The organism is Sphingobacterium spiritivorum, assembly GCF_016724845.1.
Classification (GTDB): domain Bacteria; phylum Bacteroidota; class Bacteroidia; order Sphingobacteriales; family Sphingobacteriaceae; genus Sphingobacterium; species Sphingobacterium spiritivorum_A.
Genome location: NZ_CP068082.1, coordinates 498,245 through 515,055, shown reverse-complemented (window position 1 = coordinate 515,055; position 16,811 = coordinate 498,245). Strand labels below are relative to the sequence as shown.

12 protein-coding genes are annotated in these 16,811 nt (G+C 41.2%); 9 read left to right on the top strand and 3 right to left on the bottom strand.

Going from position 1 to position 16,811, the window contains the following annotated elements; genetic code table 11:
- Positions 1-4 precede the first annotated feature (4 nt).
- Complete coding sequence (locus I6J03_RS02085; protein WP_003010806.1) at positions 5-1,078, top strand: Gfo/Idh/MocA family protein; 1,074 nt, start codon at positions 5-7, stop codon at positions 1,076-1,078.
- 231 nt (positions 1,079-1,309) lie between these two features.
- Positions 1,310-2,596: a WG repeat-containing protein gene (locus I6J03_RS02080; RefSeq protein ID WP_232279815.1), complete on the top strand. Its 1,287-nt coding sequence runs from the start codon at positions 1,310-1,312 to the stop codon at positions 2,594-2,596.
- A 147-nt stretch (positions 2,597-2,743) separates the two neighbouring features.
- Here I6J03_RS02080 and I6J03_RS02075 read toward each other — a convergent pair whose 3' ends face one another.
- Positions 2,744-4,630, bottom strand: a complete 1,887-nt coding sequence (locus I6J03_RS02075) for an OmpA family protein (protein ID WP_003010810.1) — start codon at positions 4,628-4,630, stop codon at positions 2,744-2,746.
- Positions 4,631-4,825: 195 nt separating this feature from the next.
- Here I6J03_RS02075 and I6J03_RS02070 point away from each other — a divergent pair, with 195 nt between their 5' ends.
- On the top strand, positions 4,826-6,076 hold the full coding sequence (locus I6J03_RS02070; protein WP_039990324.1) for an MFS transporter: 1,251 nt from the start codon (positions 4,826-4,828) through the stop codon (positions 6,074-6,076).
- 332 nt (positions 6,077-6,408) lie between these two features.
- Here the strand turns inward: I6J03_RS02070 and I6J03_RS02065 are convergent, their stop codons facing one another.
- On the bottom strand, positions 6,409-7,008 hold the full coding sequence (locus I6J03_RS02065; protein WP_003010814.1) for a hypothetical protein: 600 nt from the start codon (positions 7,006-7,008) through the stop codon (positions 6,409-6,411).
- 392 nt (positions 7,009-7,400) lie between these two features.
- Between I6J03_RS02065 and I6J03_RS02060 the strand changes: the two genes are divergently transcribed.
- The 6 genes from I6J03_RS02060 to I6J03_RS02035 all read left to right on the top strand — a co-directional run bounded on the left by I6J03_RS02060 (position 7,401) and on the right by I6J03_RS02035 (position 15,354).
- Positions 7,401-8,042: an RNA polymerase sigma factor gene (locus tag I6J03_RS02060; protein ID WP_003010815.1), complete on the top strand. Its 642-nt coding sequence runs from the start codon at positions 7,401-7,403 to the stop codon at positions 8,040-8,042.
- Between the two features lie 93 nt (positions 8,043-8,135).
- Positions 8,136-9,104, top strand: a complete 969-nt coding sequence (locus tag I6J03_RS02055; RefSeq protein ID WP_003010816.1) for a FecR family protein — start codon at positions 8,136-8,138, stop codon at positions 9,102-9,104.
- A gap of 144 nt (positions 9,105-9,248) precedes the next feature.
- Positions 9,249-12,536: a TonB-dependent receptor gene (locus I6J03_RS02050; protein ID WP_232279816.1), complete on the top strand. Its 3,288-nt coding sequence runs from the start codon at positions 9,249-9,251 to the stop codon at positions 12,534-12,536.
- Positions 12,537-12,800: 264 nt separating this feature from the next.
- The gene (locus I6J03_RS02045; protein WP_003010818.1) at positions 12,801-14,165 is read left to right on the top strand and encodes a hypothetical protein; all 1,365 of its coding nucleotides are present in this window, start codon (positions 12,801-12,803) and stop codon (positions 14,163-14,165) included.
- 55 nt (positions 14,166-14,220) lie between these two features.
- A complete protein-coding gene (locus tag I6J03_RS02040; RefSeq protein ID WP_003010819.1) occupies positions 14,221-15,027 on the top strand; it encodes a hypothetical protein in 807 nt (268 codons plus the stop codon).
- A gap of 12 nt (positions 15,028-15,039) precedes the next feature.
- Positions 15,040-15,354: a hypothetical protein gene (locus I6J03_RS02035; RefSeq protein WP_003010820.1), complete on the top strand. Its 315-nt coding sequence runs from the start codon at positions 15,040-15,042 to the stop codon at positions 15,352-15,354.
- A gap of 93 nt (positions 15,355-15,447) precedes the next feature.
- Here I6J03_RS02035 and I6J03_RS02030 read toward each other — a convergent pair whose 3' ends face one another.
- Positions 15,448-16,797 (bottom strand): S41 family peptidase, encoded by a 1,350-nt coding sequence (locus tag I6J03_RS02030; protein WP_003010821.1) that lies wholly within the window; start codon positions 16,795-16,797, stop codon positions 15,448-15,450.
- Between the last annotated feature and the right edge of the window lie 14 nt (positions 16,798-16,811).

Sequence of the window (16,811 nt, the reverse complement as noted above, 5' to 3'; positions counted from 1 at the left end):
TTTCATGCGAAAAATCAAAATATTAGTAGCAGGATGCGGCAATATGGGCGCATCCCATGCACAGGCTTATCATGAACTTCCTGAGTTTGAGATAGTGGGACTGTTATCCCGAGGTGATAGTAAAAGGGAACTGAATACAAGACTGAATGCCAGCTATCCGTTATATGAAGATTACGCAGAAGCTTTGGCCGATTCTAAGCCTGATGCAGTCTGTATTGCTACTTACCCGGATACACACGAGACATATGCCATCATGGCTTTTGATTCCGGAGCACATGTGTTTATCGAAAAACCACTGGCAGATACAGTTACCGGTGCAGAAAGAGTTATAGCAGCAGCTGAACGTTCCGGTAAAAAGCTGGTTGTCGGCTATATTCTTCGCCATCATCCCTCATGGACCAAATTTATTGAAACCGGCAGACAGATGGGATATCCGCTGGTTATGCGCATGAATCTTAATCAGCAAAGTCAGGGCTATATGTGGGATGTCCATCGTAACCTCATGAAAAGTCTCAGTCCTATAGTGGACTGTGGTGTGCATTATATTGACGTAATGTGTCAGCTTACTGACGCCAGGCCTGTACAGGTTTCGGCCATTGGCGCACGGCTTACAAATGATATTCCGGAAGATAACTATAACTACGGGCAGTTGCAGATCCGTTTTGATGATGGTAGTGTAGGGTGGTACGAAGCAGGCTGGGGGCCTATGATGAGTGAAACTGCCTTTTTTGTGAAGGATGTGATCGGGCCTCTGGGCTGTGTATCGATTGTGGCTAATGAAGCGTCCGGTAGCGGACATTCGGATAGTGTGGCCTCTCATACACGAACCGAATCCCTGCGCGTTCATTATGCAGCTATTGATGATCAAAATAAATTTGTTCGTAAAGATGAATGGATACATCTGGAAGATGAACCGGATCATCAGGAACTCTGCAACAGAGAACAACTTTTCTTTTTAAAAGCTATACGTGAAAAACCGGATCTGAGTAAATCCATGCAAGATGCCCTGAATAGTTTACGCATTGCTATTGCCTGCGATGAATCAGTCAAGACAGGTCAGATTATAAGTTTGCTGTAAGTATCATTTTTCCTGGCTTCGCTGCCCGAAACAAATGGTTTATAAAAATGTACAGCTGTGATTGTTTGATGTTCGTTAACGGGTAGGTGCTTGTAGACCATACTGACAAGATTTAGCAGGACGAAGGGCTACTTTCTTATCTTTATCAATGCTATTTTTCCACAATGTAATTTTTTTTGATCAATTGGTCTGCAATTTGATAAAGAAAGATTGTATTAACTTGTTTTGATGATGAAAATTTCCATATCTGTATTATTCCTCCTGTTCTTATCCCAAATAAATACGCAAGCACAGACTGACGTATGGCAGATTCATCTGGAAGCAAAAGGTACAAAACCTACTGAATGGTGGACAGAACGCACAGGAAAGTATGTTGCAGAATTTGAACAAAATATTGCAGAGGCATTCTATCCGGAATCAAAACCTGCAGATTTTAAAGAAAAAATCTGGATCTCCAAAGATAAATCCAGAGTTCTAAAGGGAAAGGACGAAGCTCAGTTTATGTACATTTATCCTAAAAAGGAAGTATACGCTTTCCAAAAAGGAGATGATATCATTACAAAGGACGTCTTGCCGGATCCGTATCGCATCATCAAAGCTGCGGATGTGAAGAGTATAGGAGATGATGTGAGTTACCTGATTATTTCTCCAACAGATGAAGTACGGGATATACTGGGGTATGCCTGTCAGAAATATAAACTAAACTTTGGACAACACGGATTCGGAGAGGTAAATTATCAGGTGTGGTGTACCAAAGATATTCCGGCCTATGCGACTGATAATCTTCCTTTTGCCCATCATTTGCCGGGAGCGATCCTGCAGTTTGATCTGGACGGGCAGGACTCTACCGTAGGATTTGCAGCCACTAAAGTGGAAAAGATGAGTGCTAACCCTTCTTATTTTGAATTGCCTTCTGAAATGGAAATCGTTGATGTACAGGATACAGGCGACGGATTGTCTTCAGGAGGAGAATTGTTAGCGGTCTTCAACAGCGGTCTTCAGCTTGAGGAAGCTGTACAATGGTTTCCGGATAACCGGGATGGAAATGTTGTCATAGGATTAAAGAAGAAAAGCGGAGAGATCCTGTTGCCTGCCAATTATCAGACCATAGAAAATCTAACAGAAGACGTTGCAGCCGTGACAGATCTGGATCAAAAATATTGGTTGGTACGTAAAGACGGTAAAGTGCTTAATACATCTGGATATAATCATTTTCAACCTGTGAATGATCAGGTGTACTCGTATCAGATCAATACCAATTTCGGACTGGCTGATATTGAAGGTAAGGTGCTTATTGACAGTCTGGAAGATATGCAACCTCTCAATTCAGAATATGTATTTGCGAAGAAAGACGGCCAGTATGGCGTTATAGATCTGGATGGCAAGTTTATCGTTAAACCTTCTTATCAGTCTGTAAAGTGGAATGCGGCAGGTGAGCTGAATCTTGTTGAAAAAGAGGGTGAAAAAAAGGCGACTACCATTTCTGCATCCGATTTTATCGGTAGCTTTATAAAATAGCTATGCTGATGGAAGCTGAAGGGCTTTAAAGAATGTCAGTGCTTTTGAATGAAAAGATTTTGGTAATATCGATCTTCTTTTTTCTTTTCTGTAGTCTGTTGATATCTTTTTTAGAGGGAATCAGTGCAATTCACCTCCGTATTATAACTACTTAATAATCTTAAATTCAGTCCTCCGGTTCAGGGCTTTCCCTGTCTCTGTATCGTTTGTAGCCAGGGGTTGGTTAGAGCCATATCCCTTTGCCAGAAGACGGTTAGCTGAAATGCCTCTGGCGATTAAATAAGTGACGACAGCTTTTGCTCTGTTGTCAGAGAGTGTCTTGTTCAGCTGATCATTTCCTGTATTGTCTGTGTGTCCTCCGATTTCTATGCGGATCAGCGGATTTTCCTGTAAAAACAGAACCAGTGTATTCAGATCACTTTTGGAGGAAGGTAAAAGATCGTATTTATTCAATGCAAAGAAGATGTTGTTCAGTACGACATTTTTATCCACTTCAATAGGTTTCAATAAAATCCGTGCTTCAAATTCTTCATTTGTGTGACGGGGATCGTCCAAAGCATATGGTATAGATTCAAATAAGTAACCTTTTTCGCGTATATGCACGGCGTAATGATTTCCGATCGGCAAGGTTGCCAAAAACTCTCCATCAGTGATGTCACTTTGGTCTTCAAATACAACCTGGTTAGTAGTGGTATTCGTTACCGTGATACTGGCCTTCACCGGAGATAAGGTTTTTGCATCCAGTACCAGTCCTTTGATAAATGCTACAGGATGAGGCCGGTTTTGTACCGGGATATCAAAACTGTAAATATCCAGCTGTTGCTGTCCGTCTATTTGCGTGGAAAGAAATCCCATCTTCCCGTTCATACTTACATACAATGCATTTTGTTCATAATAATTGTTTATGGGATGTCCCAGATTGACAGGGGCAGACCATTTGTTCAGGGAATCGGACTTACTTACAAAAATATCTTTACGACCGAATCCGGGCCATCCGTTGGAAGCAAAGAACAAGCTGCTGTTATCCGCGTGGATGTAGGGAGCACTTTCATCAAAGACAGTATTGATCTGCGGACCCAGATTAACAGGAGCTGACCATTCCTCTGCTGCATTAAGTGTACTCTTCCATATGTCATATCCGCCAACTCCGCCTGGTCTGTTGCTGACAAAATAAAGCGTACGTCCGTCTGCACTAATAGCCGGCTGAGATTCCCATCCTTTGGAATTGATGGGAGCTCCAAGGTTATAAGGCTCACCCCAGATTCCGTTTTCTTTTTTGGAGATGTAGATATCACAGCTGCCCATTCCGTTTGGCCAGTTACAACCCGTAAAAAACAAGTATTTTCCGTCAGGAGAAATACAGTGTGCGCCTTCATTAAATTGATCAGAATTTATATGCCCTGTTAATTTTTGAGCCTGTGACCATATCTTTCCATCATAATGACTTTCGTAAAAGTTTTCCTGATTGGCTGTTTTACGTGTAAAAATAATAGTTCTGTTATCAGCTGTCAGCTTTGGGAAATATTCGTCATCTGCGGAGTTGATTGCATCTGATAATTTGCTCATGACGAATGTGTCCGGTGAAGAATAGGAAAGGCTAAAATTGCAGTCTGCAATATATTTATTCACCAGCAAAGCACTTTTGTCAGCCAGTTTTACTTTATTCTTATAGGTTTCGAGGTAGTTCAGAGCCTCCTTGTAATGACCTGTGAACAGGCTGGATTCTCCAATGCCGAAGTAGGTGAGCGGAGTCAGTTCAGGATCTGTTGTCAATACTTTTTCATACATCTGACGGGCTTCTTCATACTGATCTGCTTTGCGATACAGATCGCCTAAAGTCTGATAAGCAGATGCAAAATTACCATCGATTTTTAAAGCTTCCTTCAGCAATTCTATTGCCGGAGGATATTCTCCTTTTTGCAGGTGTCTGTTCGCAGATGTATAAAGCTGCTGTGCTTTTGCATTTCCGGAAGGTTTTTGAGCAAAAGCATAACAAAAGATACATATAAAAATCAGGGCGAGACTGTAACGCATAACTAACTATATTCAATCCGTTAAAGATACTTAAATTTTGCTGATTGATAAGGAGTTGTGTTTTGATAATCTTAGGTATTATAACTTTTGCATGTCTGGTTTAGGTGGTTGAATCAATCCTGTTACAATTTGTGAAATCATCCTGTAAAGCTTACCTTAGAGGTATAAACCTTAATCATCTGCAGTTCTCTTTTTATGGATATTTCATTGCGTATTCGTCTGTCTGTCATGATGTTCTTAGAATATGTGATAAAAGGCGCATGGTTCGTTACTTTAGGAACTTATCTGGCCAAAAACCTGCAGGCAACAGGTCTCGAAGTTGCAAATATTTTTTCGACACAATCGCTGGGAGCAGTCATTGCACCTTTCTTTATCGGATTTGTGGCAGACCGATACTTTAATGCAGAGCGTGTCCTGTCTGTATTACATCTAATTGGTGCTGTATTGTTATTTATGATGTATAGGTCAGCCAGTGCTGCGGAGTTTTATCCCTATGTATTTGTTTACTTTATCGCTTACATGTCTTCCCTGGCATTGACTAATTCGATCTCCTTCAGACATCTGAAAGATGCAAAAAAGCAATTTCCGGGTATTCGGGTATGGGGTACGGTGGGCTGGGTTCTCTCTGGTATAATAATAAGTTACATTTTCCATTGGGATAGTCCTGAAGCGATAACAAGCGGAGCGCTGAGTTATACGTTTCTGCTGGCGTCTTGTTGTTCACTGCTGTTAGCCGTATTTAGCTGGATATTACCTAAAACCCCTCCTGTAGCCAGAAATAAAGAAAAGTCATTCCGCATTGCAGATGCTATGGGGCTTGAAGCTTTGGCATTACTGAAGAATAAAGGATTTCTGGTATTCTTCTTAACAGCAGTTGTGATCTGTATACCGATATCATTCTATTATCAGAATACGAATCCTTATATGGTGAGCGTAGGATTGCCAAACCCTACCGCTAAGATGGCGCTGGGGCAATTGTCAGAAGCATTGTGTCTTTTGCTTATTCCTTTCTTTTTTGCCCGTTTTGGTTACAAGAAGATGATTCTGATTGGTATTTCTGCATGGATATTGCGCTATCTGTTGTTTGCTTTTGGAAACGGAGATGAATTGTCCTATATGTTGATTACCGGTATTGTTCTGCACGGTGTCTGTTATGATTTTATGTTTGTGGTAGGACAGATTTATACAGATACAATTGCCGGTGAGCGTTACAAATCTTCCGCTCAGGGATTAATAACTGTCGCGATGTATGGAATTGGGATGTTGATTGGCTTTTGGGTTGCCGGTTATATTTCAGATTATCTTAAAGCAGCATATGTATCTGATTTCTGGTGGTATTTGTGGATCACTCCAGCAGCAATAGCAGCAGGTTGTCTGTTGATTTTCGCGGTATTCTTTAAAGAGAAAAGGGGGGAGATTAACGGTATCGGTAGCGAAATGATATAAGGTTGTTCAAAAGCTATTACAGTGTAATAAGTGGCATACCACGGAAGTGTTAGTTGGCGTCCCTGCCAGCTGTTTTAATCCGTATAAGAAGAAAATATATGAGGTACTCTGCTGCTGGTGAGGACACCCGCAGACGCTGCATATGACGGTTATCGAAAAGGGGGAGGACTTACAAGGGGTTTTGCCGTGTAATAGGTTAGTCCCTCATTGCGTCAGTTGGCGTCGCCGCCAGCTGTTTTGATCCGTATAAGAATGGTGAGGATATCCGCATATACTATGTAGGATCTGCAGAATTCCGGGAGTGGAGCAGTTCAACAGATAATTAGCTGTTCTTAGTTTTTTTCAATTTCACTTTCCAACAAATCAAACAGGGGCTGAACCATCTGTGTAATATGAGAACCGTTAAAAATTAAAAACGGAATCTTATTGCTTAGTTTTGAAAGTGTGGTGGAGCTTTCCGGATACGGGTAGCGTTCGTTCCACTTGATAATGTCACTCAGATGTAACAAGACCTGCTTTAGATTTTCATAATCCGTGAAACTTTTGAAGTCCATCCTGTTCTTCTTGAATAACCCTATTTCGTCAGCCAGTTGAAGCAGATTCTGCGTTTTCTGCTTGAGCGAAGTACCCTGCATTCTATGGCTTTTTGGATAAGAAATTGTATTATGAGAATTGCCAATCATACCATTTAATCCTATTTCCAGAGCTATTCCCAGATGATAATAGGCATTGATAGATGTCTTTACAAAAGCAGTATTGTTAATATCCATATGAATACCTGAATCATAATTGTCCATTCTCAGCTTTTCCAACAGCATATTAGCAACCAGTTTGGATATACGATAATACTCATGCCAATGTACGGGCTGGTCTAAAGATATAACGCTGTTGAAATATTGTTTTAGAGTTGAATGTTGGTTATATGTATCCATAGGTCATATAAATGATTAACATACGTAAGTTACGGATAAATTCTTTAAAATGAAAAAAATATACAATTAATATTTTTTTTTATTTGTAGCTAAGTTTTGGTGAGAATTCAACAGATAAACAGAGGCAGGATAATAGATACAGATCTATTTCTAAGAGTAATATATCACAGGTGGAGTTGCTGCGCTGCAGAGGAGAAAGTAAGCGAGCTTAATTAGTTATGAAATTACTAAAATAAAGTATACTGACAAGATATTTTGATGATTGAAACAAGTATGTTACATAGTAGGTACTGTTTTTCCTGTTGTTATTTTCTTCTGTCCTTGTCTTAATATCGTCTTTGTTTTGTCAGCTATATAATGTAGGCGGTGTGATTTTTTAATATTGGCTTAATATGAATATTTTACATTTGGGCCATATGCCTGAAACAAGACGTTTACATCAGCAATGGTTGGTCTCGGTCAGAGAACAAGACGACAGATCTGCATTTGCCGAAATCTACCATTGTTATTGGAAAGAATTGTATATCCATGCAGTAAAACGTGTTCGTGATGAGCAGCAGGCAGAGGATATTCTTCAGGAATTGTTTGTTCAGTTCTGGGAACGTCGGGCCACCCTGGATACCGGGATGAATCTGCGTGCTTATCTCTACGGCATGCTGAAATTTAAACTAATAGATTTTTTTAATTCAAATAAGGCACAGCAAAAACTTCTGGATGGATTAGCGGAGCATATGTTTGACTATGTACAGCAGCACCCGGAAGAACTGGAAACCTATCTGGCGATGGAAAAACTATTGGAGGAGGAACTGGAAGCAATGCCCAATAATATGCAGCAGGCTGTATTATTGCGATGGGAACATTATAGTATTAAAGAAATTGCCAGAAGGCTTAATCTTTCCGAACAAACCGTAAAAAACAATCTGACGGAAGCGACTAAGCGTCTTCAGCGAGGATTGACTGCCCGGTCAAAAGATGTATACGGTCCTCTATTCTTACTTTTCGTTCAGTCCTTGCAGGAATGGCTCAAACCTTAGGTAACTGTTCATAATTTTTTCATACAACCTTAAAGATTTCTTGAAGTACTTTTTATCCTTTTTGCTGACATATAGGTAAAAGGGACAAAAAAAGTGAAAACTAGAATATTCAACTTATTGATACAACGGTATCGGGACGGAAGTGCCACAACTGATGAACGTCAGCTTGTTGATCGTTGGTATGAGCAGCTTGACCGGGAGCAACTTCCGGAAAAAAGTATATCTGAAAATCTTCAGCACCGTATTTACGGAGAAATCTGTAGTCATATTGACGGGGCTACCGTACGTCAGGTCGGATCTATGATCTCCTGGAAATTTGTCATCAGTATCGCTGCCAGCCTCTTTATCTGTCTGGGTGCGATGTGGTGGATGACGGCTCAGGATCAAATCCCGTCGCAACATATGGTGGCCGATCCGGAAATCAGAGTTTTTGAAACTATAGCGGGCGAGCGTAAGCAAGTAATACTTCCGGACAGTTCAGTCATCACTTTGAACAGTATGACGCGGCTTAAACTGGATGTAGCCAGTTTCAATAAGACAAACCGACAAGTGGAGCTTTCGTACGGAGAAGCATTTTTCGAAGTGAGACGTGATACTGTCAGACCTTTTATGGTTACCTCAGGAGCGCTGCAGACTCAGGTATTGGGCACTTCTTTTACGATCAGGTCTTATAAAGATCTTCCGGAACAGACTGTAGCTGTATTCTCAGGCAGAGTGCAGGTAAAACGCAATGATCAGATGCTGGGCATATTAATAAAAGGCCAGCAAATCCGGTATGATAAATCAAATGAAAACAGTACAACAGAAACATTCGATCTGGAAAACAGAAATGCCTGGATTACCGGTAAAACATATCTGAATAAGGCTTCATTCGAAGAACTTGCGCTCACTATCCGCAACAATTACGGCGTAACCTTACAGACGACAAATACACGTATAGCAGATCAAGAGTATACATTGTCCATTCAGAAACAAATCTCACTGGACGATCTCTTACAGGTCATCACGACCGTACACCATAATAAATTCAGGAAGGAGGGCGACGTCGTGATGATCTATTAAATCAAAAAAGAGTCAACGACTGCCATCGTTAACCCTTTTTCGCAAAGGATCGCTCCTGATTTTTATAACTGTACTAAAAAACCGTGAAGTCATTAATACATAATCAAATTTATGCAATTTAATTTATACTACCTCAAATTTATAATGAGAACCCTATTACTATCAGGCCTGATGATGGTATTCCTCATGGAAATGTTACTGGCCAATAGCGTAAATGCCCAATTATTAAAAAAGAAAATTACGATTTCCGTGACGGGAAGGAATACGGCTGAAGCATTGAGACATCTGGAAGGTCAGCAGGTATTCATCGCTTATGATCCTGGTAAACTGAATCTGGATCAGAAAGTTACACGAAGCCGCAAATTTGTCAACAGTACAGTCGAAGATGTACTGAAACATATCTTATCCGGCACCGGAGTGGCGTATAAAGAGGTAGGGAGTTATATTATGCTTCAACCATTGGTTATACAACAACCCGGACGTGTATCGGGACGTATTATTGATGAAAGAGGACTGGGGCTGCCGAATGCGACGATCAGGATAGTCGAACTGAACCGCAATGCACAGAGTGGGGTGGACGGCAGCTATTCGTTAAAGATCCCGGCAGGGAAATATACATTGGAAGTAAGCTACATCTCTTATCAGACACAGCGTATCAGTAATGTGCAGGTACAATCCGGGGATATTACAGTGCTCAATATCGCTATGGTCGCACAGACCGCTCAGTTGGCAGAGGCAGTGGTGAATACTTCGTTTAAGAAAGCGTCGGTCGCCGGACTCTATGCTGCTCAAAAAAATGCAGCCTCAGTTACAGACGGGATTTCAGCAGAACAGATTGCCCGTACTCCTGACAATGATATGGGACAGGTGCTGAAGCGTGTCACAGGTCTGACTACTGTAGATAATAAAAACGTAGTCGTAAGAGGTATGTCTGAGCGATATAATCAGGCAATGCTGGATGGTGTTGTGATCCCCAGTACCTCCATGAATAAACGTAATTTTTCTTTTGATATCATTCCCACAGAAATGGTCAGTAATGTAGTCGTCAATAAGACTGCTACACCGGATATGTCATCTGAATTTTCAGGCGGTCAGGTATCAGTGAATACACTGGATATTCCTACGCAGAATTTTACTTCTATTCAGGTGGGGACAGGAACGAATTCGCAGACGCTGGGCAAAGATTTTTATCATCTCGGAAAACGATACAACAGCGAATACTTCGGTTTTTACAATTCTTCTGTCAGGCTTCCTGACGGAATGACTCCATGGTACTGGACATCGGGTGTAGAAGTACCTCCGCCTGGTATTCCGGGGCAGACGGATGATCTGACATTGCTGCCAAATGATCCTCGTCCGTATAGCTCTCTGGATGCTATAGCACAGTCCAGACGCTTACGTGCCGAGCCTCTTAAGTTGAATAAATACAAAGGAATGCCCAATCAGAATTACCGATTCTCATTAGGACGGGTGTATGATCTGGAAAACGGAATGAAACTTGGTTTTGCAGCAAGCGCCAATATTCGCAATGAGCAGAATATTGTGAAATTCAATAACGTAAGAAGCTCAAACCGGGGTGGATTTCATTTTATAGATAGTGTAGGATTAGGACAGAATGGTGCGGGAACTTCCTATCGTTTCAACAGCAGCAGCGGTCTTGTGGCTAATATCGGATTACAAGGAAAGGATTTTAAGGTGTCTTCCAAAAATATGTATGCCCGTACCTACAATTCAAACTATAATGAGGCTACACGATTGAATTATGAAGATCTTCAGCAAGCTCCTTTCAGAGAACAGTATCAGCTGCCTGAGGCGATTTCTCTGCAGCAACATCAGCTGAATGTAGAATATCTCTTGCCCTGGTCTGTCAAAATGGAAGCAATGGGAGCTATAAACAAGATCGAACAGCAGATTCTGGATGAACGTAAGTTAAGATACAGATTGACAACTATTATTGATGGTCATCCTTATTTTCAAACTCCAAATGTGCGTTTATCCTCTGAAGTAGGGGGCGATAATCTGTCCAGAGATTCACGTATGTGGACAAATGTTGATGAGACAGATTACAACTGGAAGTTTGATTTTTCGAAAAGATTCGCTACGGGAGCGAACATCAGTACGCTGGTTAAATTAGGGTATCAGGGCTGGTCGAAAAATAGATCTCTCGATGTATTTCGGATGCTGCCTGCTGCGGCAAGGGGCAGTAGTATTGAACAACCTTATGAAGTTATACTGGATCCTCAAAATATAGGTAAAGAAATCAATCAGGCATATTACTGGGCGGAGAATATTAATGGCCGGATTTTCAATGGCGATATGAAAAATCATGCAGGCTACCTCATGGCGGATCAGAAGTTATGGCAAAAATTACGTCTGGTATATGGCGTGCGTATGGAATATTACCGTTTGAATAATCAACAGGCAGAGTATTGGGACAGAACTTCAGGTGTAGCGAATAAGTATCTGGAGTACAGGGATCTGGTAGAAGATAAGAATTGGAAAGCATTGCCTTCTGTTAATGCAACTTATAGTGTGACTAATGATTTCAATGTGCGTGCAAGCTATTCACGTACAGCTATACGTCCTGATTTCAGAGAAACTTCCTTCTTTGGTTTTTATGATTATGAACTGGATGCAAATATCTCAGGCGGACTTATGACGTCATCGTTAGTAGATAATGCCGATATCCGGTTCGAGTGGTATCCCGGTGCCGGAGAAATAATCTCGCTGACAGGTTATTACAAATATCTGGACAAACCTGTAGAGCTTGTGATGGATCCCAGACTTAATACGCAGAAATACTTTGTCTTTGTCAATATGGAATCTGCCCGAAATCTGGGTGTTGAAATGGAGGTGCGTAAAAATCTAAGCTTTGTGTCTTCTCAGGAATGGCTGTCTAAGTTTTATGTATATGCCAACGGTACACTGCTCAAATCTTCTGTCAAGACACTTAGCCCATGGTACGTAGATGCCAATCAGGATAATGCATTGGTACAGGCCAAAGGTGCTGATCAGGATCGTCCGCTAATGGGACAGTCTCCGTGGTTGTTGAATCTGGGGCTGAGTTATTGGGGAGACTATTATGGAGCTACGGCCAGTTACAATCAAAGGGGGCCACGTACTAATCTGGCAAATACCAGTCCGAATCTAGTAGAATACGAACTGGCTCCACGTCAGCTGGATTTTCAGATATATGCCCGCTTATTCAAAAAGAAAGCAGAAATCAAATTTAATATGGCTAACCTGCTTAACGAATGGACGCGATTCTATACTAATACAGAAGCCTATGAAATGATAACACCGGGAAAAGAAGCTGATGGTTTTCGCCTGGTAAAAGGAGACAATAAGTATAACAAAGGTGACGGAGATACGATTACCTATCGTAAACAGGATGGGCGTCGTTTTAATCTGTCTTTTACCTACAATTTTTAGAAATGAATATAAAAACCTTCTTTAAAGAGTGTAAAATATAGAAAACAGGCTTGCGCGAGGCAGGCAAAAACTAATAATCCTGTGATCCTCCTATGAAGAATAAGTTCCGCGAATTGTCAAAATACAATCGGGAAGATAAGTAAAACTAAAAAAGGGTGAAGGGATTATGCAAGCTATACTACTGAACGTTATTTGCTGTCCGGCTCAGTAGCATAGTTCACAAATTGTCTATAGGCAGCAAAGTTATTAAATTATTAACAAAGCATGAAAAAGTTTTTATTCGCGGCATCTGTATGCGCAATCGCATTAGCCTCATGTAACAAAGACAACCTGGCACCTCAGGCAGATTTCAAAGCAGGTCTACCGGCTAAACCTCAGGCACACGTTCCTGTAGATGTAAATGGTTTGATCACTAAATCATTTCTGTCAAAAGATACGGTATGGTTGATCGATGGTGTTTCTTTTGTAGCACCCGGACAAACGCTTACGATTGAAGCAGGTACTTTTCTTACTTCAGGTAATGTGAAATCTTATAATGACGAGGTCTACGGTGCTCAAAATATCCGTGGGGTATTGGTCGTTCCTAAAACCGCTAAGTTGAATGCCATCGGTACTGCAGCTGCTCCGATTGTATTTACATCTCCGAATGCTTCGGGTAGCCGCAACCCGGGTGATTTTGGTGGTGTTATTCTGTTGGGTAATGCTACGACTAACCAACCTGCTACCACACGTATCGAAGGTGTACCTGCACCTATCGGCGTAGATGTAACTTACGGTGGAAGTAATCCTGCTGACAACTCAGGTACATTGAAATATGTGCGTATCGAGTTTGCAGGTTATAACCTTACTGAAAACAATGAGATCAACGGTCTGACTTTAGGTGGTGTCGGTAACGGAACTACTCTGGAAAACATTCAGGTATCCTGGGGTAAAGATGATGGTTTTGAGTTTTTCGGAGGTACTGTTAATGCGAAGTATTTAGTAGCTTCTTCAAATGACGATGATGATTTTGATTTTGATTTCGGATATACCGGAACTATTCAGTACGCATTGTCTCTGAAAGATCCTAATTCTACTAACAGTACTTCAAGCGGAAATTCTGATTCTAATGGTTTAGAGTCTGATAACAATGGAGCAGGTGATGCTACAAGATTGCCATTGACTAATCCTAAATTGAGAAACTTTACATTCCTGGGTATTAAAGACGCAGCTGTTGCTACAACTAAACTTAAGTACGGTAACCGTTGGAGAAGAGCTTCCTCCCTGGATATCGAAAGTTCGATCATCGCCGGTTATGGGACAGGAGCTAGTTTCGAAAGCATTTCAGGAGGTAATTTCAGTAACAACGTCGTACATGGATATGCTGCTGCATTCAATGGTTCTGCTCCGGGATCAGGCAACTCGACAACAACTTCTTCTGATGCAACTTCTTATCTTGCATTAGCAGGTGGAACTAATATTTTCTACCCTGTATCAGGCGGATTTAATCCTTTTGTTTTACGTCCTACAGCTACTTCACCAGCTTACGGAACCGGAAGTTCATATAAAGGAGCTATCGATCCTGCTGTGACTAATCCTTCACAGGTGTGGACATTCGGATGGACTCAGTTTTCACCGAAAACATATTAATCATAATCTATATAGCCTGTCGAAAATTGCTTCGGCAGGCTTTATTTAACTCTATATGAATAGAAAAATAGTTTGCTTTTTATTACTGATCTGCGTATTAGTAATCATAGGTTGTCAAAAAGCTGAAGAAGTCAATTCGTTCACTGCATTAAGTACAATTCAGTTTGCTCGCAAACAAGCTGACGGATATGAGATAAAAATAGGAAAGGAAACTATCCCCTTTAATATTTTGAAAAAAATAATTAAGACTGATTCTGTGGAAGTCAGCGTTGTAAGTCTGGCATCAAAGGCAGAGGTGTTAAAACAGTATATAAAGTTAGAAGATAATATAAACACGTTTACCTTGTTAAAAATGGATCCCGCCGATGAACAAACGGTCGTACTGATGAAAGGGAATGGCGGGATTGAAGGAGTGGAGCCGGAGCCGGGTAAAATCAAGGTCAAATTTGTCAATTACAATAAAGAACTGGCTTCCAATGAAGCAGCTATACATCTGGTATTTCAGGAGTTAAAAGAATTTGACTTCGGCATGTTTATGTCCGTATATTATGATATCAGTACAGATACGGTGTTCAATGTAAGCCGAAAAGTGCCAGCAGATTATACTGCACTTCCTGTTAAAAATCCTCAGGTCAGGAGCACTGATTATGTGGGGAGATTTCTCGTCTTGAAGGCAGATAAAAAGCCATTATTAAAAGAGGGACAACCTGTATATCTTTATTTGGAGAGTTCAAATACATCTGCAGGTATTTTTATATCAACGATTCCTGACGGAGTAATTTCCAAGAAGGAAGATTATTTTGATACCTGGACTCCTTCTCCGGGATGGGCATATCCATTTAGTAATTTTTTGATTAAATAAAACGGAAAAAATATGAAGGGAATTAATTCACTCAAACACCAGCAGATGAAACAGGTATTGGTAGATCTTGAACATTTACTACGGTCAGAGCATGAAATGTCTACAGCTTATGATATCAGAAAGAGTCGTGAATCGCTTGTTGCCTTACATCAGCAGTACCGGGATACATTGAATTTACTGGAAGTAATAATCAAAAAGTATGAACAGGAATCATACCATATCCGGACCGCTTATCTGGCGAGACCTGTTCGTCGGTTGCAAAGAACACCACACGCTGTGGTGGATATCCGTCAGCTGGTCAATACGATTAATTCCCTGGCTAAATAATATAAAGAATTTTTGGGTAAAGGTTGATGATGGGCCATTTTCTTGAGGAGGTGGCCCTGTTTTATTTTTGATGAGACCATAATTCCTTCCGCTTTATTCGGAAAGGATAATTGGCTTGTACCCTTTAGTATCGGAGTGATAAAGTAATTGTCCCTCCTTGCTGACAGCTGCTTTTTGCAAAGATGTATTCCGGGAAGAGGAAGATCTGCTAAGGGCAAAGGCTACATATGGGTCCTGTTCGGATCCAAACGGATACAAGGGTAAAGAATTGTGGTCAGAGACGGCATATTGGGGGATCAGGCCTTCACTGTAATCGCCTTTATTGTTTTTGTTGTACAATTTGTAGACCAGAGGAAGGATATGCCAGCTTTCGGCAGAGCCGTTGATATTATCCGGCGAAGTCAATGTGACAGAGGCCATATCTTTACCCATTGTTGTCTCTCCGATGTGTATAATTTCTACGTATGGGCTTAAGTTGTTAATTAGCAATTCTGCTGCTGAGGCCGTATAGGAAGTACTTAAGATGTGGATTCTGCCGAGTTGAAGGCTTTTTGAACGCAGCTCTTCTGCAGTAAAGCTGTATCCGTCAGGTTGCCTGCTGAGTGACTGCGCAAAACTCAGGCGCTGCAAACCTAAAGAAGCATTGCCCTGATACATAAGGAAAGTATCATCTGCCTGCACTTTTGCCAGGAGCAGGGAGCAAAATGCTGCGAAAGATACCTGTCCGCCGGCATTGTATCGCATATCCAGTATTAACTCTGTTATTTTTTTCTGCCTGAAGTCTTCTGCAACCCGTATAAGATCATAAGCTCCGCTGAAATCAAATTGACTAAGGTATATATACCCATAGGTTTTGTCCTGCTGTTGGATGATGCGGTGTGTGTATACTACGGGCTGAGCGATATAGGCAGATGCCAGTTGTAATGTTACTCCGGACTGCAGAGTTAGCCGGAGTGTATTTCTGCTAAGTGCTTTCTGTGTAAGATCTGAAACATTGGAGGGAGCAAGAAATTGATTATTCCATGCCGTAATTGTATCTCCTCTGGAGAGCCCGGATTGCTGAGCCTGAGAATAGGGGACTACCTGACTGATGATATTGTGAATGGATCCGTTTTGAGAAATCTGGATAAAATCAAAGCCAAAAGTATTCGCCAGGGTATTCCCGTATGTACTGGTGTTTTTGGTTTGCAGAATGGAGGAAAAGTGATCCTGCGGAACCAGCAGTGATTTGAAATAGATGTCGGGTGAGCTCTCATCCGTCTTACCGGAGGGAAGCTGATTGTTCCAGTAATAGTAGTGCTTCATCTGAGACATTATCCACTGATTGACGGCTTTATGTGTTCCGGCAGGAGCGGGGTCATCTTCTTTTTTACAGCCTGTAAACAGGCTGATTGCAAGTGTAGAAAGTATGATAGCAGAACGAAGATGACACAGACTTTTCATGTATTAAAGTTAAT